Annotated in this window: 13 protein-coding genes; 4 read left to right on the forward strand and 9 right to left on the reverse strand. The window is 66.4% G+C overall.

Annotated features, from left to right (window positions below; genetic code table 11):
- The first annotated feature begins 198 nt into the window (after positions 1-198).
- Positions 199-1,236, forward strand: a complete 1,038-nt coding sequence (locus SR870_RS23920; RefSeq protein WP_322515975.1) for a glutamine synthetase beta-grasp domain-containing protein — start codon at positions 199-201, stop codon at positions 1,234-1,236.
- Between the two features lie 213 nt (positions 1,237-1,449).
- Here SR870_RS23920 and SR870_RS23925 read toward each other — a convergent pair whose 3' ends face one another.
- Together SR870_RS23925 and SR870_RS23930 are read right to left on the reverse strand one after the other, a co-directional pair.
- Entirely contained in the window at positions 1,450-2,568 is a 1,119-nt protein-coding gene (locus tag SR870_RS23925; RefSeq protein ID WP_322515976.1) for a TIGR01620 family protein, read from the reverse strand.
- Positions 2,565-4,034 (reverse strand): YcjX family protein, encoded by a 1,470-nt coding sequence (locus SR870_RS23930; RefSeq protein WP_322515977.1) that lies wholly within the window; start codon positions 4,032-4,034, stop codon positions 2,565-2,567. Before SR870_RS23930 ends, SR870_RS23925 begins: the two co-directional genes overlap by 4 nt.
- A gap of 225 nt (positions 4,035-4,259) precedes the next feature.
- Here SR870_RS23930 and trhA point away from each other — a divergent pair, with 225 nt between their 5' ends.
- Together trhA and SR870_RS23940 are read left to right on the forward strand one after the other, a co-directional pair.
- Positions 4,260-4,958 (forward strand): PAQR family membrane homeostasis protein TrhA, encoded by a 699-nt coding sequence (gene trhA / locus SR870_RS23935; protein WP_322515978.1) that lies wholly within the window; start codon positions 4,260-4,262, stop codon positions 4,956-4,958.
- A gap of 113 nt (positions 4,959-5,071) precedes the next feature.
- Positions 5,072-5,872 (forward strand): SDR family oxidoreductase, encoded by an 801-nt coding sequence (locus SR870_RS23940; RefSeq protein WP_322515979.1) that lies wholly within the window; start codon positions 5,072-5,074, stop codon positions 5,870-5,872.
- A 184-nt stretch (positions 5,873-6,056) separates the two neighbouring features.
- Here SR870_RS23940 and mdlC read toward each other — a convergent pair whose 3' ends face one another.
- From mdlC to SR870_RS23965, 5 genes are all read right to left on the reverse strand, one after another.
- Positions 6,057-7,679 carry a benzoylformate decarboxylase gene (gene mdlC / locus SR870_RS23945; RefSeq protein ID WP_322515980.1) on the reverse strand — a complete coding sequence of 541 codons (1,623 nt, stop codon included), beginning with the start codon at positions 7,677-7,679 and terminating at the stop codon, positions 6,057-6,059.
- A 257-nt stretch (positions 7,680-7,936) separates the two neighbouring features.
- Positions 7,937-8,794, reverse strand: a complete 858-nt coding sequence (locus SR870_RS23950) for an FAS1-like dehydratase domain-containing protein (RefSeq protein ID WP_322515981.1) — start codon at positions 8,792-8,794, stop codon at positions 7,937-7,939.
- A 14-nt stretch (positions 8,795-8,808) separates the two neighbouring features.
- Positions 8,809-9,903 (reverse strand): CaiB/BaiF CoA-transferase family protein, encoded by a 1,095-nt coding sequence (locus tag SR870_RS23955; RefSeq protein ID WP_322515982.1) that lies wholly within the window; start codon positions 9,901-9,903, stop codon positions 8,809-8,811.
- 199 nt (positions 9,904-10,102) lie between these two features.
- Positions 10,103-11,278: an acyl-CoA dehydrogenase family protein gene (locus tag SR870_RS23960; RefSeq protein ID WP_322515983.1), complete on the reverse strand. Its 1,176-nt coding sequence runs from the start codon at positions 11,276-11,278 to the stop codon at positions 10,103-10,105.
- 30 nt (positions 11,279-11,308) lie between these two features.
- Positions 11,309-12,574, reverse strand: coding sequence for a cytochrome P450 (locus SR870_RS23965; protein WP_322518362.1), 1,266 nt, complete (start codon positions 12,572-12,574; stop codon positions 11,309-11,311).
- Positions 12,575-12,933: 359 nt separating this feature from the next.
- Here SR870_RS23965 and SR870_RS23970 point away from each other — a divergent pair, with 359 nt between their 5' ends.
- Complete coding sequence (locus tag SR870_RS23970) at positions 12,934-14,106, forward strand: isovaleryl-CoA dehydrogenase (protein ID WP_322515984.1); 1,173 nt, start codon at positions 12,934-12,936, stop codon at positions 14,104-14,106.
- A 181-nt stretch (positions 14,107-14,287) separates the two neighbouring features.
- Here the strand turns inward: SR870_RS23970 and SR870_RS23975 are convergent, their stop codons facing one another.
- A complete protein-coding gene (locus tag SR870_RS23975) occupies positions 14,288-15,481 on the reverse strand; it encodes an IS481 family transposase (RefSeq protein ID WP_322514220.1) in 1,194 nt (397 codons plus the stop codon).
- Between the two features lie 483 nt (positions 15,482-15,964).
- The gene (locus tag SR870_RS23980; protein WP_322515985.1) at positions 15,965-16,774 is read right to left on the reverse strand and encodes a DUF2927 domain-containing protein; all 810 of its coding nucleotides are present in this window, start codon (positions 16,772-16,774) and stop codon (positions 15,965-15,967) included.
- Positions 16,775-16,830: the final 56 nt, after the last annotated feature.

Genomic DNA, 16,830 nt, shown 5'->3' on the forward strand with positions numbered 1-16,830 from the left:
CTGAAAGCAGGGATTCGGGCGGGTACGGTGGACGCCCCGCGCCGTCTGCCGACGTTGATCGCGCGGAGAGGCGGTTTTCGCCGCGGCGCAAAAATTTGGCATAACAAATGCTTCATATTGCCCGGACATCGGCCGCCGGGTGCGGTTCCAAGTCCGCTTCGGGTCCACAACCCTTTGCAGATCAACAGAGAGAACCGCATGACAAAGTACAAGCTCGAGTACATCTGGCTCGACGGCTACACGCCGGTGCCGAACCTGCGTGGCAAGACGCAGATCAAGGAATTCGAGATCTATCCGACGCTCGAGCAACTGCCGCTGTGGGGCTTCGATGGCTCCTCCACCATGCAGGCCGAGGGCCGCAGCTCGGATTGCGTGCTCAAGCCGGTCGCGATGTTCAACGACGCCACCCGCAAGAACGGCATTCTGGTGATGTGCGAAGTGATGATGCCCGACGGCGTCACCCCGCATGCCAGCAACACCCGCGCCACGATTCTGGACGATGAAGGCGCCTGGTTCGGTTTCGAGCAGGAATACTTCTTCTACAAGGACGGCCGTCCGCTCGGCTTCCCGGAGGCCGGCTATCCGGCGCCGCAGGGCCCGTATTACACCGGCGTCGGCTTCAAGAATGTCGGCAGCATCGCGCGCAAGATCGTCGAGGAGCATCTCGACCTCTGCCTCGCGGCCGGCATCAATCACGAAGGCATCAACGCCGAAGTGGCGAAGGGCCAGTGGGAATTCCAGGTCTTCGGCAAGGGCTCGAAGACCGCCGCCGACCAGATGTGGATGGCGCGCTATCTGATGCTGCGGCTGTGCGAGAGCTACGGCATCGACATCGAATGGCACTGCAAGCCGCTCGGCGATACCGACTGGAACGGCTCGGGCATGCACGCGAACTTCTCGACCAAGTTCATGCGTGAAGTCGGCGGCAAGGACTACTTCGAAGCGCTGATGGGCCAGTTCGAGAAGAATTTGCACGACCACATCGCCGTGTACGGTCCGGACAACCACATGCGCCTGACCGGCAAGCACGAGACCGCCCCGTGGAACAAGTTCTCCTACGGTGTGGCGGACCGCGGCGCCTCGATCCGCGTGCCGCATTCCTTCGTCAACAACGGCTACAAGGGCTATCTGGAAGACCGCCGCCCGAACTCCATGGGCGACCCCTACCAGATCGCGTCGCAGATCCTGAAGACGATTTCGGAAGTCCCCACCTCGAAATCCGCGGCCGCCGCCTGAGCCTCCACGGCGACTGCAAACACGGCCCGGACGCAAGTCCGGGCCGTTGTCGTTTGCGCAGCCGATCTATGCGAGCCGACACGGTTGTTCACCGCAGCCCGCGAGAACGGGGCGAGGGCATCCGGGCCGCGCCGCGGTCGCCTCGTTCGGACGCCCGGGTGCTCGACCGTCAGTTCGATTGATCGGTCGGAGCAAGCAGCGCCGGCCTCGGCGCTACTCTTCTTTCTCGCGCTTCTTCAGCAGGTCTTTGACGAGATCGCCGAGCACCGGGCGGGGCAGGGCGTCGAAGGGCAGCGGGCGGGTCAGGTCGATCGCGGCGAGGCCGAGCCGTGCGGTCAGCATGCCGTTGACGACGCCTTCGCCGAGCTTGGCCGACAGCCGCGAGGCGAGGCCGTGGCCGAGCACGGATTGCATCACGCTGTCGCTGAGCGCGATGCCGCCGGTGACGGCGAGGTGCGATATCGTCTGCCGCATCAGCTTGAACATGCCGAGCGCGCCGGGGCGGCCGCCATACAGCCGCGCCAGCTGGCCGATCAGCCTTGTGGCGACGATCGCCACGAACAGCACGTCGATCAGCGCCTTCGGGCTGATCGCGGTGACCAGCGAGACGCGCTGCGCCGCCTTCGAGATCATCACCCGCGCCTCGAGGTCGAGCGGCGTCATCAGCTCGCGCTCGGCCAGCCGGATCAGGTCGGCGCCGTCGATGATGTCACCGATGTGCTTTTCGAGCGTGGCGCGGGCGCGGGCGAGCTGCGGATTGGGGTGCTCGAATTTCAGGAGCTCGCGAATAATCGCCTGGGCCTCGGCGCGGTTGTCGGTTTCCAGCACTTTGGCGGCGCGGGCGTGCAACTGCTCGATCCGCGCCAGCCGGATCAGCCCGAACGCCTCGCGGCCGACGATGATCGCGAGCGAACCGGCGGCGAGCAGCGCCAGCACCATGCCGACGGTGCCGAGCATCTGGCTCTGCGCGAACAGATCCTCGATCAGCTTGCTGATCCACAGCCAGAACGCCAGCGTCACCAGCCCGGTCGCGGCCGTCCAGAACAGCGCGCCCCAGCGGAAACCCTTCTTCGGATTGATGACGCTGGCCGGCGGCTTCGGCGCGACGATCGGCGGCTCGGCTTCCCTGGCGAGCTGGATCCGCGCCCGCGGCGGCGGCGCCGCTGATGCCGACGACGAGGACGATGCTGACGACGACGACGACGACGCCGTCGCGCCGGCCTGGGCGGCGGCGCGGCTGGTGCTGCCGCTGTCGTCGGCATCGATCAGCACGACGCTCGGGTCGGTGAGCTTGAAGGTCGCCGGCCTTCGGGGAGGCACCCGCTCGGTCATTGCAGTTTGTCTCCGATCAGGAACTGGAGCGCGCGGTCGAGGCGGATGTGAGGCAACGCCGGCCCCTCGGGATCGCGCGTATCGAGCCGCGGCGGCCGGAAGCGCAGGAAGCGGAAATCGGCATCCTGATGCGATCCCGCCGCCAGGCCGCGGAAAGTATCCTCGCCCTTGAACAGCCCCTGCAGATTGGTCGGCAGGTCGCCCGGGAAGGTCGCGACCTCGGTCTCGCCGTCGAACACTTCGCCGTCGGCCATCTCGCCCTTGATCGGGGTGCCGACGATCGACGGCAGCCGGTCGCGGCCGCGCTGCACCTGCGCCTCGCGGGTGGCGCGCACGGCGGCCAGCGCCACCACGTCGACCTTGGCGCCGGCGAATTCGGCGCGCTGCATCGCCCGCTCGACCAGCCTGCGCAGGATCGCCTCGAGCCGGTCGTGGCTCGAATGGTGCAGATGGTCGGCCTTGGTGGCGGCGAACAGGATGCGGTCGATCCGCGGCCGGAACACGCTGGAGAGCAGCGTCGAGCGCCCGACCCGGAAACAGTCGAGGATGCCGGCCAGTGCGGCTTCGAGATCGTGCAGCGCCTCGGGGCCGGCGTTGAACGCCGACAGCGCATCCGCCAGCACGATCTGGCGGTCGAGCCGGGCGAAGTGATCGCGGAAGAACGGCCGCACCACCACGTCCTTATAGGCCTCATAGCGCCGCCGCATCATCGCCCACAGCGAACGTTCCGGCGCGGTGCCGTCGATCGGCACGTCCAGAGGTGCGAAGGTCAATGCGGGCGAGCCGGCGAGGTTGCCTGGCATCAGGAAGCGGCCCGGCGGCAGCAGGCTCATCGCGAACTGCTCGTTGCGGCAGTCGCGCAGATAGGTGGTGAACAGCCGCGCCGCGGTCAGCGTCTCCTGCTCGTTCTCGCGGCCATTCGGGTCGAGTGTGGCCAGATGCGCGTGCCAGTCCACCGCGACGCGGCGGCGCGGGTCCTGCCGCGACAGCGCCAGGCTCTCCGCCGCCCATTTTTCGTAGCTCTTGGTCAGCAGCGGCAGGTCGAGCAGCCATTCGCCGGGATAGTCGACGATATCCAGCGTCAGCGTCCGCTCGGCGCCGTTCTTGCGCTGATAGTCGATCACCAGTCGCAATTCGCTGATATCGACCGTCGAGCTCGGCCAGTTGCGCTGCTCCATCAGCGTGGCGAGGAAGGCTTCATAGCCGAACCGCGGCACCGCGTCGTCGGGTTGCGGCGCCAGCCGGGCCTTGGCGATCCGCCCGGTCGACATCGATTCGAAGATCGGAAACCGTCCGCCGCGCGACAGGCCGTGCACCAGCGCGGTGATGAACACCGTCTTGCCGGCCCGTGACAATCCGGTGACGCCGAGCCGGATGGTCGGATTGAACATGGTTTCGCTGTAGTCTTTCAGCGCCCGCGCCGACAGCCATGCTTCCTCGACCAGATGGGAAAAACGGAAGGCCATGGGCGCTAATGTTCAATCAAGAGGCGGGTACCGGCGACGGTAGCCGCAAAATGAGCGATGCGACAATCCGACCTGATGCCGACGGACCCCGGGGCCTTGGCTTCGCCGCCTTTCAGGGGGATAAAATCGGTCAGGAACGGCAGGACGCGCCGCGAATTGTATTGCATCGCCGCCGTGAACCATGAATGCGCCAGATCAATTCGAGACAGGGTGTCGCCTCCGCCTATGACGATCTTTCGGATGAAGCAAATCGATTCGCATTCCAGGATCGACTCCAGGGGATCGGTTCACTGGAACTACGATCGCGCTGAGTTGATTGCGGATGGCGTGGTCCACGTGCTGGGCCTCGTCGCCGGCCTGATCGCCGTGACCGCGCTGATCACGCTGACCGGAGTGTTCGCCAATACGTCCAAATTCGTCTCGGTCACGGTCTATGCAGCCGGTCTGCTGGCGATGCTGGGTTTGTCGGCGGCCTACAATCTGTGGCCGGTGTCCCCGCGCAAATGGCTGCTGCGGCGGTTCGACCATTCGGCGATCTACATCCTGATCGCCGCAACCTACACACCGATCATCAGCCAGATCAAGGACCAGACGTTCGCGCTGGCGCTGCTCGCCGGCGTGTGGAGCGTCGCCCTGATCGGCATCCTGCTGAAGCTGTTCAAGCCGGGCAAGTTCGACAAGCTTTCGGTCGGGCTGTATCTGGCGATGGGCTGGAGCGGGTTGATCGCCTATGAGCATGTGATCGAAACGCTGCCCAATCTGGCGATGTGGTTCCTCGCCGCCGGCGGCGCGCTGTATACGCTCGGCGTGATCTTCCACGCCTGGCGCCGGCTGCGATTCCAGAACGCGATCTGGCACAGCTTCGTGCTGATCGCCGCCGCCTGCCACTATGTGGCGGTGATGGACCTGGTGCTGGCCGCCTAACCCTCGGCCGGCGACGGTTTCCCTTTGCGCATATCCCGGTCGCAAAACCGGGTGCCACTTTTGCGGGATACGCGCTAAGACACCCCGAACAACAACCAGTCGGGGGAAATCCAATGCAAGTTGCGGGCAAGGTCGTCGTCGTCACAGGCGGCGGCAATGGTATCGGTCAGGCGCTGTGCGAGGCGTTTGCCAAAGCGGGCGCCGCCAAGGTCGTGGTCGCCGATCTCGATTCCGCCCGCGCCGAGGCGGTCGCCGCGGCGATCGGCGGCGCGGCGTTCAAATGCGACGTCGCGGTCGAATCCGACATCAAGCACGTGATCGACGAGACCGAACGGCGCTTCGGCCCGATCGCGCTGTTCTGTTCCAATGCCGGCATCGGCGGCGGCTTCGATCCGCTGTCGGAGAATGCCGGCGGCTCGTCCGACGAGCCGTTCATGAAGAGCTGGATGATCCACGTGATGGCGCATGTCTATGCCGCGCGGCATCTGATCCCGCTCTACAAGGCGCGCGGCGGCGGCTATTTCCTCAATACGATCTCCGCGGCGGGCCTGCTGTCGCAGGTCGGCAGCCCGGCCTATTCGGCGACCAAGCACGGCGCGGTGGGCTTCGCCGAAAATCTGGCGATCTCCCACAAGGCGCACAACATCAAGGTCTCGATCCTGTGCCCGCAGGGCGTCGACACCAACATGCTGCGCGGAATCCCCAAAGGCCCGCAATCCGCCGACGGCGACCTTTCGCCCGAGCAGGTCGCGCAGGACGTGATCGAGGGCCTCGCGCAGGAGAGCTTCCTGATCCTGCCGCACAAGCAGGTGGTCGACTACATGCGCAAGAAGACCGAGAACTACGATCGCTGGATCGGCGGCATGGCCAAGATCCAGGCCAAATTGCGCGAGGCGTTCGGCGCGAAGGCGTAGGGCTCGCGCACGGCCTAACCTCTCCCCGCGCGCGGGGAGAGGTCGACCGGCGAAGCCGGGCGGGTGAGGGGGCGTCTCCGCGAGGCCGAGACTCAGTGCCCGTGTCGTCCCTCACCCCACCCCTCTCCCCGCAAGGGCGGGGCGAGGGAGCAGGCTGCGGTCTTGGCGCGCGCTGCTGAGTGACCTACCCGTTCTTCGCGTAGAGCAGCGGCACCACGCTATCCAGCATCGCCTCGACCACGAACACGCCGTCATGCGCCAGCGCGCGCGACAACACCGGCGCGACGTCCTCGCAGCGCGTGACGCGCTCCGCCGCGCAGCCGAGCGACTGCGCGAGCTGTACGTAGTCGATCCCCGGCAGCTCCAGCCCCGGCACGTCGCGGACCTGCATCACCTGGCTGAACGAGCGCATCGCGCCGTAGCCGCCATTGTTCAGCACCACCACGGTCAGCGGCAGCCGGCGCTGCGCCGCGGTCCACAGCGCCTGGATCGAATACATCGCCGAGCCGTCGCCGATCAGGCACACGGTGCGGCGCTCCGGATGCGCCCGCGCGAAGCCGACCGAGGCCGGCAGCGACCAGCCGAGTCCGCCGCTCGCCATCGTGGCGAAACTGTCCTGGCCGCGCATCGGCATGAATTTCTGCATCGCCGGCCGATGCGACGGCGCTTCCTCGACCAGCATCGCATCGTCCGGCATCGCTCTGCCCAGCGCATCGAGTAGATACTCTGCGGGCATCGGCGCGGCAGCTTGCGGCGTGGGTGGAAGTGCGCGCGCCGGCGGTGCGGCACGCTGCGTCTCTGGTAACAATTCCAGCAGCAGCGATAACGCCGGCGTCATGGTTGCGACGATGCTGGTGCCGAGCGGCGTCACCGACGCGGCCTCGGCATCATCGGTGATCTGGAACAACGCCGCGCCGCCGTCGAAGATCGCCGCATGGCCCTCGACATGGAAGGTGAACACCGGCGCGCCGATCACCACCACGACGTCGTGGGGAACGAGAGTTTCGGAGAGCTGCCCTGGCGAGGCGTGCAGGAAGCCGGCGAACAGCGGATGCCGCTCCGGGAAACTGCAGCGCGCCGAAAACGGACTGACGAACACCGGCGACTTGGCCTTCTCGGCGACTTGCACCATCAGCTCCACCGCCGCAGCGCGATCGACCGCCGGCCCGACCACCAGCGCTGGCTTCTTCGCCGACGAAAGCGCATCCGCCAGCGCCTGCATCGCCGCGCGCTCCGGGCCGATCTCGCGCGTCACGCTGCGCGGCGGCACCGGCGCCGCCGGCCGCGCCCAATCGTCGATCGGCACCGACACGAAGGTCGGGCCGCATGGCGGCTGCATCGCCACATAGTAGGCGCGCGCGATCGCCGCCGGCACATCCTCGGCGCGCGCCGGCTCGACGCTGTATTTCACATAGGGCCGCGGAAATTCGGAGGCGCGCTCGGCGCCGAGAAATGCCTGCAACGGAAGTAGGCTGCGCGCCTGCTGGCCGGCGGTGATCACCAGCGGCGTCTGGTTCTTGAACGCGGTGTAGATGTTGCCGAGCGCGTTGCCGACGCCGGCGGCCGAATGCAGATTGACGAAGCCGGCATTGCGCGTCGCCTGCGCATAGCCGTCAGCCATCGCCACCGCGCTCGCCTCCTGGAGCGCCAGCACGTAGTCGATGTCGTCCGGCCAGTCGCTGAGGAACGGCAGCTCGGTCGAGCCGGGATTGCCGAACACCTTGTCTATCTTGAACGCGCGGAGCAGATCGAGCGTGGCGGATTTGACGGTCGTCGTCGCAGCGTGCGGCTTCGGCTTCTTCGGCAAGGCGGTTTCCTCCGGCGACGGCGCGCCGTGATTGTTGCTTGCGCCGATCAATCAGGAGGAGGCGAGGGGAGTCAACAACGTCAGCCGCGATGCCAAGTTTCCCTCCCCCTTGCGGGGAGGGTGGCCGGCCGTAAGGCCGGTCGGGTGGGGGGTGGACACAGGCGCAGTGCTCGCGGCACCCCCACCCCGGCCTCCGCTTCGCTCGGCCGACCCTCCCCGCAAGGGGGAGGGGTTTCGCGGCCGCCGTGCGAAGGCTGCTACCAGCTCGCGGTGGCCTTCATCGTCGGCACGCCGTCGGCATTCGCGGTCCAAAGTTCGAAGCCGCTCGCCGTCTCGTCGGCGTTGACCGAAAATTCGGCACCGTCGAACAGTGGCTGCACGCCGCGATAGCTGAACGTCTTCGGCACACTGCCTTTCAGCCTGGCGGCGAATTCGACCAGCAGTGCGGCCTGCATCGGGCCGTGCACGATCAGACCGGGATAGCCCTCGACCTTGGTGACGTAGTCGCGGTCGTAATGGATGCGGTGGCCGTTGAAGGTCAGCGCCGAGTAACGGAACAGCAGCACTGGATCGGCGAGGTGGCTTTCGCGATGCTGCGCGGCCGGCGGCGCGGCGGCCGGCTTGGCCGGGGCCGCGGGAGCCGACGAGGGCGGCGGCACGTCGCGATAGACGATGTCCTGGCGGTCGCGGATCGCGATCCCGCGCGGCGTGGTGATCTCGTGATTGACGGTGACGAAGCACAGCGTGCCGGTCGAGCCCTGCTTGATCGTCACGTCGCCGATCGTCGAGGTCCGCGTGACTTCATCGCCGACCTTCAGCGGATCGATGAAGGTCAGTTCGCCGCCCGCCCACATCCGCCGCGGCAGCGGCACCGGCGGCAGGAAGCCGCCGCGGGTCGGGTGGCCGTCGGGGCCGAGCTGATCCATCGGGTACACCGGCTGGCCCAGGCACCAATGCGCGGTGAACGGCGCGGCGTCGCCCGCCGCGGGCTTGCCGATGTCGAGAAACAGCGTCGCGCGCAGGCCACGGACGAGCTGTGCGGTGACTGTGTCGGTGGCCTGTTCGCTGCGGCCGATCCATTGCCGCAGATGATCGATATCGAGCGGGGTGGTCATGGTGTTGGCCCTTGTTACTTGCGCTTGTCGCCGATGCCCGGCACGGCGCCGTAATGGCGGTCGTCGCCGACCACGATCGCGGCCGGCGCCGGATAGGTCACCGGCCCGTTCGGGGTGTCGACCTCGATCCGGCGCAGATGCGGATGCTGCGACAGATCTTCCATCGTGTTGACTTCGGCGAAGGCGATGTCGGCGGTGGCGAGATGTTCGAGCAGATCGTCGCGCGTCAGCGCGCCGAAAATGTCGGCGACGATCTTGTCGGTGTAGGCGCGGTTCTTCACCCGCTCGACGCCGCTGCACAGCCGCGGATCGGTCGCGAGATCCGGCTGGCGCAGCACGTCCGAGCAGAGCTTCTTCCATTCCCGCTCGCTCTGGATCGAGATCAGGATGTCCTTGCCGTCCTTGCTGGTGAACACGCCATAGGGCGCGATCGATGGATGCGCGAGGCCGAGCCGCTTCGGCGGATTGCCGGCTTCGGCGTTGAGCAGCGGCACGGTGAGCCAGTCGGCCATCACGTCGAACATCGAAATGCGGATGTCGGCGCCCTGGCCGGTGCGACCGCGGCCGATCAGCGCTTCGAGGATCGCCGCATGCGCGGTGGCGCCGGTGGCGACGTCGACGATCGACATGCCGACGCGCGAGGCGCTTTCCGGCCCGCCGGTGATCGAGGCGAGGCCGCTCTCGGCCTGGATCAGCAAGTCATAAGCCTTGCGATGCGCATAGGGCCCGTCGTCGCCATAGCCGGAGATGGTGCAGATGATCAGCTTCGGATAGTCGGCGCGCAGCCGCTCGCGGGTGAAGCCGAGCTTGTCCATCGAGCCGGGCTTCAGATTCTGCAGCAGCACGTCGGCCGAGGCGATCAGCCTTTCGAGTTCGGCGCGGCCTTCCTTGGTGGCGAGGTCGACCACCGCGGAGTCCTTGCCGCGGTTGAGCCAGACGAAGTAACTGCTCTGGCCCTTGGCGGCGTGGTCATAGCCGCGCGCGAAATCGCCCTCGGGGCGTTCGATCTTGATGACATGGGCGCCGGCGTCTGCGAGCCGCGAACTGCAGAACGGGGCTGCGACCGCCTGTTCGACGGCGATGACGGTCAGTCCTTCGAGCGGAAGCATTGCTCAATCCTTGGGATGGTCATCGGTGGGCGGCACCATTGTCGTCATTCCGGGGCGCGAGCGATAGCTCGCGAACCCGGAATCTCGAGGCGTCGTGCCGCCGCCGGATGAACAGCTCGGGATTCCGGGTTCGCCGCTGCGCGGCGCCCCGGAATGACGATTCGATCGGGCTGGGTGCATTGCACGCAGCGCAGGAGACTCAATACGACCGCGGCATGCCGAGCACGTGCTCGGCGAGATGCGACAGGATCAGGTTGGTGGAGATCGGCGCGACCTGATACAGACGCGTTTCGCGGAACTTGCGCTCGACGTCGTATTCCTCGGCGAAGCCGAAGCCGCCGTGGGTCTGGATGCAGGCATTGGCCGCTTCGAACGATGCATCGGCCGCGAGCATCTTTGCCATGTTGGCCTCGGCGCCGCAATCCATGCCGGCTTCGTACTTCCGCGTCGCTTCCTTCACCATCAGCTCGGCCGCGCGCATGTTGGCGTAGGCCTTGGCGATCGGAAACTGAATGCCCTGGTTCTGGCCGATCGGCCGGCCGAACACGGTGCGGTCCTTGGCGTAGGCGCTGGCCTTGGCGATGAACCATTTGGCGTCGCCGACGCATTCCGACGCGATCAGGATGCGCTCGGCGTTCATGCCGGAGAGGATGTAGCGGAAGCCCTTGCCCTCCTCGCCGATCAGATTTTCCTTCGGCACCTTGAGGTCGGTGAAGAACACCTCGGTGGTGGCATGGTTCATCATGGTGCGGATCGGGCGGATCTCGAGGCCGTGGCCGCGCGCCTCGCGCATGTCGACCAGGAACACCGAAAGACCCTCGGTTCTCTTAGCCGTCTGATCTTTCGGCGTGGTCCGCGCCAGCAGGATCATCAGGTCGGAATATTCGGCGCGGCTGGTCCAGATCTTCTGGCCGTTGACGATGTAGTCGCCGCTATCGTCCTTCTTGGCGAAGGTCTTCAGCGAGGTGGTGTCGGTGCCCGAGGTCGGCTCGGTGACGCCGAACGCCTGCAGCCGCAATTCGCCGGAGGCGACCTTGGGCAGCCACTTCGCCTTCTGCTCGTCGGAGCCGTGCCGCAGCAGCGTGCCCATGGTGTACATCTGGGCGTGGCAGCCGCCGCCGTTGCAGCCGGCGCGCTGGATCTCTTCCAGGATCGCGGCCGCCGCCGAAAGCTTCAGCCCGGCGCCGCCGTATTCCTCGGGGATCAGCACCGACAGATAGCCGGCGGTGGTCAGCGCATCGACGAAGGCCTGCGGATAGGCCATGTCGCGGTCGAGCTTGCGCCAATATTCGCCGGGAAACTGCGAACACAGTTTGGCGACGGCGTCGCGGATGTCGTGGAATTCGTCCTGCTCCGCGGCGGCATGATGTTTCATTTTGGAGGCTGTCTTCTTTTTCTTAAGGGGTCATGAGATGCGAACCGGCAAGGACTCGTAGCCCTTGACGAAGCTCGAATACACCCGCTTCGGCTCCCCCACAACTTCAATGCGGTCGAACCGTTTGAGCATTTCTTCCCAGACGATCTTCAGTTGCAATTCGGCGAGGCGCATCCCGACGCAGCGGTGGATACCGAAACCGAACGACAGATGGATCTTCGGCCGCTTGCGGTCGATGATGAAGTCGTTCGGGCGCTCGATCACCTCGTCGTCGCGGTTGCCTGAGACGTACCACATCACCACCCGGTCGCCCTTGCGGATGGTCTTGCCGCCGAGTTCGGTGTCCTGCAAGGCGGTGCGGCGCATATGCGCCAGCGGCGTCTGCCAGCGGATCACCTCGGGTACCATGGTGTCGATCAGCGCCGGATTGGCGCGCAGCTTGGCGAACTGGTCCGGGTTCTGGTTCAGCGCCAGCACCGAGCCGGTCATGGTGTTGCGGGTGGTGTCGTTGCCGCCGACGATCAACAGCAGGATGTTGCCGATCAGATTGTCGCGGTCCATCTGCCGGGTGGCGTCGTGATGCGCCATCATCGACAGCAGGTCATTCCGCGGCTCGGAATTGACGCGCTCGTTCCACATCGCCGCGAAGGTCGCGGCGCATTCGTTCAGTTCGTTGCGGCGCTCCTCCTCCGACGCCACGATCATGCTCTTGGGCAGCGCGGTGGCGACGTCCGACCAGCGCGTCAGCTTGCGCCGCTGCTCGAACGGGAAGTCAAACAAGGTGGCCAGCATCTGCGTCGTCAACTCGATCGAGACCCGCTCGACGAAGTTGAAGGTTTCGTTGCGCGGCAGGCCGTCGAGCACGGTCTGGGTCCGCCCGCGGATCAGCACCGCGAGTTCGTCGAGATGGTCCGGCGTGAACATCGGCGATACGGTCTTGCGCTGCGCCGAATGCCGCGGCTCGTCCATCGCGATGAAGCTCGGCCAGTCGTAGCCCTGCGGCGCGTCGCGGATCGAGATGCCGCCGAGCGTGGAATCCGATGAGAAGATGCCGTGGTTGGTGTCGACATGCATGATGTCGTTGTATTTGGTCACGCTCCAATACGGTTCGATCGGCGCGTTGGTGCAGTAGTGCACCGGCTCTTCGTTGCGCAGCCGCTCGAACCACGGCCACAGCGTATCGTCGCGGAAATGCCGCGGCGCGCCGGGGTGGAATTGCGACAGCGGCGTCGCATAGGCTTCGTCGCGCGCGGCGCGCTGGCGGGCGGCGTTGTCGATCTCGATGGTGCCGTGCATGAAGGGCCCTCGGTTATTGGTGTTGGCGTTTCTGTCCGACAGCCCGCCCTGCGGCGGATCGGCCGTTCTCCCGTCCACCGTCTTGATCGCGGCGGATCGTGCGGGCGATTACAACCGGTTGTCGTGGCGAGAGCAAGGTACTCCCGGCGTATCCTGCGGTGCTCACGAACAAATTGATCCGGCAGCGGATTTCCGCCCGGCGGCGTCTTGCGTCGAGGCGCTGGCAAAGGCCCCGGAAGGCCTCGCCGAAGCGACCAATGGAGCCTTCTCAGCCCTGCGGCGCCATGACATGGTGGCCGCAACCAGAACACTGGCGCGCGGCTTCGGCGCTGCGCCCGACGAGTGGAGACGTCCCGATCATGATTCCCAACGCGCAGAGCATGTTCAATTTCGATCTCGGCGAGACCGCGGATGCGATCCGCGAGACGGTGCGGGATTTCGCGTTCAACGAGATCGCCCCGCGTGCCGACGCGATCGACAAGACCAACACCTTCCCGCGCGATCTGTGGCCGAAGCTCGGCGAGCTCGGGCTGCACGGCATCACGGTCGAGGAGGATTACGGCGGCTCGGGGCTCGGCTATCTCGAGCACTGCATCGCGGTCGAGGAGATCTCCCGCGCCTCGGCCTCGGTCGGCCTGTCCTACGGCGCGCATTCCAATCTCTGCATCAACCAGATCCGCCGCAACGGCAGCGAGGCGCAGAAGCGCAAGTACTTGCCGAAGCTGATCTCGGGCGAACATGTCGGCGCGCTGGCGATGTCCGAGCCCGGCGCCGGCTCCGACGTGGTGTCGATGAAGACCCGCGCCGAGAGGAAGGGCGACCGCTTCGTCCTCAACGGCAACAAGATGTGGATCACCAACGGTCCGATCGCCGAGACGCTGGTGGTCTACGCCAAGACCGATCCGAGTGCCGGGCCGCGCGGCATGACCGCGTTTCTGGTCGAGAAAGGCTTCAAGGGATTCAGCACCGCGCAAAAACTCGACAAGCTCGGCATGCGCGGCTCCGACACCGGCGAACTTGTGTTCGAGGATTGCGAAGTGCCGGAGGAGAACGTGCTCGGCGAGGTCGGCCGCGGCGTCAACGTGCTGATGAGCGGGCTCGACTACGAGCGCGCGGTGCTGGCGGCGGGGCCGCTCGGCATCATGCAGGCGTGCATGGACGTGGTGATGCCCTATGTGCACGAGCGCAAGCAGTTCGGCGAGCCGATCGGCACGTTCCAGCTCGTGCAGGGCAAGATCGCCGACATGTATGTGACGATGAACGCCTCGCGCGCTTACGTCTATGCGGTAGCGAAGGCCTGCGACCGCGGCCAGACCACCCGCGAGGACGCCGCCGGCGCGATCCTGTATGCGGCCGAGAAGGCGACGCAATGCGCGCTGGATGCAATCCAGTTGCTCGGCGGCAACGGCTACATCAACGACTATCCGACCGGCCGCCTGCTGCGCGATGCCAAGCTCTACGAAATCGGCGCCGGCACCAGCGAAATCCGCCGCATGCTGATCGGCCGCGAGCTGTTTGCGAAGACGGCGTAAGGCGGTCGCGCCTTGGTCTCGCGACGTCATTCCGGGGCGCGAGCGCAGCTCGCGAACCCGGAATCTCGAGATGCTCATCGACCGTTCGCAACAACCTCTGGATTCCGGGTTCGCTCACTTCGTGAGCGCCCCGGAATGACGGGGTTCAGTGCTCTGTTCAACCGGCATGATTCCCGACACTTTAGACCGGGATGATTGTCGACAGGTCTTTGTCCGCGTGTTGCGGCGCGTAGCGCAGCCCCTCTCGGGGCGGAGCGAAGCGACGGAACACGCGGAGGCGATCGATCAGGCCGATGTCGTAGTGGCAGAACCGCACGATCTGGTCGCCGTTGTCGAGTTCGGCGATGCCGATCGGTTCTCCGATCAGCGCCTCGCTGATGAAGATGCGCTCGCCGTGCCACATGATCTCGCCGGAGCTGCGGACCCGCCGCACCTCGTGGTCGGCGTCGTACCAGGGGTCCGCGATCCGGTCCGGCATCTGCCGCGTCGAGACGGTGTAGAGTTCGGCCGGCGGTCGCTGGCCGAGCGCCTCGTGCGGGCGCTCCCGATTGTAGTGATCGCGGAAGGCATCGAAGCGGGACTGCTGCTGGGTCGCCGTGGCCGCCGGCGGGCGCGAGGTCTGTGCCTTCAGGGTCCGATGCATCCGCTCGTGACGGCCGTTCTCCTGCGGCGAGGCTGGATGCACGAAATGCGGCTCGATCCCGAGCTTGAGCCACCAGGCCGACAGCCGGGTCAGCCCGCAGGCGCCGGTCGAACCGAACGGCGAGCCGTTGTCGCAGCGGATCGCCCGCGGCAGGCCATGGCGGCGGAAGGCATCGAGAAACAACGGCATCGTGGCGTCGATGGTTTGCGGCGTGATGGCGATGTCGAACAGATAGCGGCTGAAACCGTCGGTCAGCGTCAAGGGATCGATCCGGGTGCCGTCGCGGGTCCGAAACCAGCCCTTGAAGTCGGCCGCCCATTCGTCGTTCGGCGCGCTCACCGCTGCAAACGGTCGTTGCTGAGCCAGCGCCGGCCGCCGCCGCCTGACCGGCGCGATCAGCCCGGCCTGCTTCAACAATCCGCCGATCGTCGAGGCCGAAGGCCACGCGTTCTCCGGATGCTTGCGCCGCAGGATCGCCAGAAGCTTGCGCGGACCCATGTGCGGAAACCGGCGCCGCAGATCGACGATCGTCGCAACCAGTGCGGCATCGGTCCGCTGCGGGCAATGATGCGGAGCATGCGAGCGGTCCACGAACCAGTCCTCGGCCCCGCTGTCCCGACGCCGCCGCCACTCGTAGAACGTGTCTCGACTGACCCCGTAGCGCCGGCACAGATCCGACACGCTCCAATGGCCGCTCGCATGCTCCGACAGCATCCGCACCCGCTGTTCCATCCGACAGGTCTCCACAAAAGGCATCGGCGGTCCTCCCTCCGATGCAGTGTGAACTGTCGACAATCACCCCGGTCTGAACTGTCAGGAATCTATCCGGTCCGTACCCTCGCGTCGCCCCCACCCCAACCCTCCCCCGCAAGGGCGGGAGAGGGGGCTCGCCGTGCCTGGTGAGAGGCCGCGCGCTGTCGCGCAGGCGCGTCGGCGCGAGTGAGTGCTGATGATGCGTCCTTCGGAGCCGCTGCCGCGGCGCGCGCTGAACCTCTCCCCGCGCGCGGGGAGAGGTCGGCTTGCATCGCCAGATGCAAGCCGGGTGAGGGGGCGCCTCGACAAGGCCGAGAGTCAGTGCTCGCGTCGCCCCTCACCCCAACCCTCTCCCCGCAAGAGCGGGGCGAGGGAGCCCGCCGTGCTTGGGGCGCGGGAACTCTCTAACAATGGAAGTGGGCGTTGGGCGTGCCCCGCGCGCAACTGCGCGCTTGCCCCGCGCTACGGTCCGAGCCCGTTGGTCTTGCCGACGAAGCTGCGGACGTCGGTCATCACCTGCGGCAGCACGGCCTTGACCTCCTGCACCGTCATCCCCGGCTTCACCTCGGGGTGGTACAGGATGTTCAGCAGATACTGGTCGTAGACGTCGAAATAGCCCTTCTGGACGTCGTCGTTGAACATCGTCCACGGCACCTCGTCGGTGTCGTTGATCGGGCCGAGCGACTGCAGCAGTTCCTCATAGGCACAATCGAGGAAGACGAAGTCGCCGTTGTCGACTGTCAGGATCACCTGGGCCTGTTCGATCTCGTATCTGTCGTTCTTGCGGAAGCCGGACAGGCATTGCGGGTCCAGCGACTGGTGGATCTCCCGCGCGCGCTCGGCGCCGTAGAAGCTCGCGATGGTCTTGCCGAGATTCCTGTCGCGGACGAGGTGAACGGTGACGTTGGCCTCGTCGCTGTCGTCGGTCATCGCGATGTCGAGATGGCGCACCCGCCGGGCGATGTCGGCGACCACCCGGGAGAGCTCGGCTCGCCGGTCGGGCCGGGTTTCGCCTTCGGCAAAGATCCGCACTGGACCCTGGAATTTCCGGATCCGATCGACCCGTCCGGCGACGTGATACTCGGCCCCGAACGCGATCTTGAAGAAGCCGTCGAGGATCTGGCTGTCGCTGAAGTCCGTCTTCTCGGCGCGCTGGTTCGCCGGGATGTCGGTGCGGTCGGCCGCGGACGATGAAGCCACGACGGACGCCGTCAGTGCGATGGCGACGATCGCCGCGAGCGCGCGTCGGAAGGGGCGGGGGCCGCGTTGCATCGCCGGACGCTGCCGCAATCGCGGCGGCCGCACAACCCGCAATTCGGGGCATCGGG

Source organism: Rhodopseudomonas palustris (assembly GCF_034479375.1).
Taxonomy (GTDB): Bacteria; Pseudomonadota; Alphaproteobacteria; order Rhizobiales; family Xanthobacteraceae; genus Rhodopseudomonas; species Rhodopseudomonas palustris_M.

Excerpts from the sequence above, each read along its gene's own strand:
- SR870_RS23920 (WP_322515975.1), top strand. The coding sequence starts at position 199 with ATGACAAAGTACAAGCTCGAGTACATCTGGCTCGACGGCTACACGCCG.
- SR870_RS23925 (WP_322515976.1), bottom strand. The coding sequence starts at position 2,568 with ATGACCGAGCGGGTGCCTCCCCGAAGGCCGGCGACCTTCAAGCTCACC.
- SR870_RS23930 (WP_322515977.1), bottom strand. The coding sequence starts at position 4,034 with ATGGCCTTCCGTTTTTCCCATCTGGTCGAGGAAGCATGGCTGTCGGCG.
- trhA (WP_322515978.1), top strand. The coding sequence starts at position 4,260 with ATGACGATCTTTCGGATGAAGCAAATCGATTCGCATTCCAGGATCGAC.
- SR870_RS23940 (WP_322515979.1), top strand. The coding sequence starts at position 5,072 with ATGCAAGTTGCGGGCAAGGTCGTCGTCGTCACAGGCGGCGGCAATGGT.
- SR870_RS23950 (WP_322515981.1), bottom strand. The coding sequence starts at position 8,794 with ATGACCACCCCGCTCGATATCGATCATCTGCGGCAATGGATCGGCCGC.
- SR870_RS23955 (WP_322515982.1), bottom strand. The coding sequence starts at position 9,903 with ATGCTTCCGCTCGAAGGACTGACCGTCATCGCCGTCGAACAGGCGGTC.
- SR870_RS23960 (WP_322515983.1), bottom strand. The coding sequence starts at position 11,278 with ATGAAACATCATGCCGCCGCGGAGCAGGACGAATTCCACGACATCCGC.
- SR870_RS23965 (WP_322518362.1), bottom strand. The coding sequence starts at position 12,574 with ATGCACGGCACCATCGAGATCGACAACGCCGCCCGCCAGCGCGCCGCG.
- SR870_RS23970 (WP_322515984.1), top strand. The coding sequence starts at position 12,934 with ATGATTCCCAACGCGCAGAGCATGTTCAATTTCGATCTCGGCGAGACC.
- SR870_RS23975 (WP_322514220.1), bottom strand. The coding sequence starts at position 15,481 with ATGGAACAGCGGGTGCGGATGCTGTCGGAGCATGCGAGCGGCCATTGG.
- SR870_RS23980 (WP_322515985.1), bottom strand. The coding sequence starts at position 16,774 with ATGCAACGCGGCCCCCGCCCCTTCCGACGCGCGCTCGCGGCGATCGTC.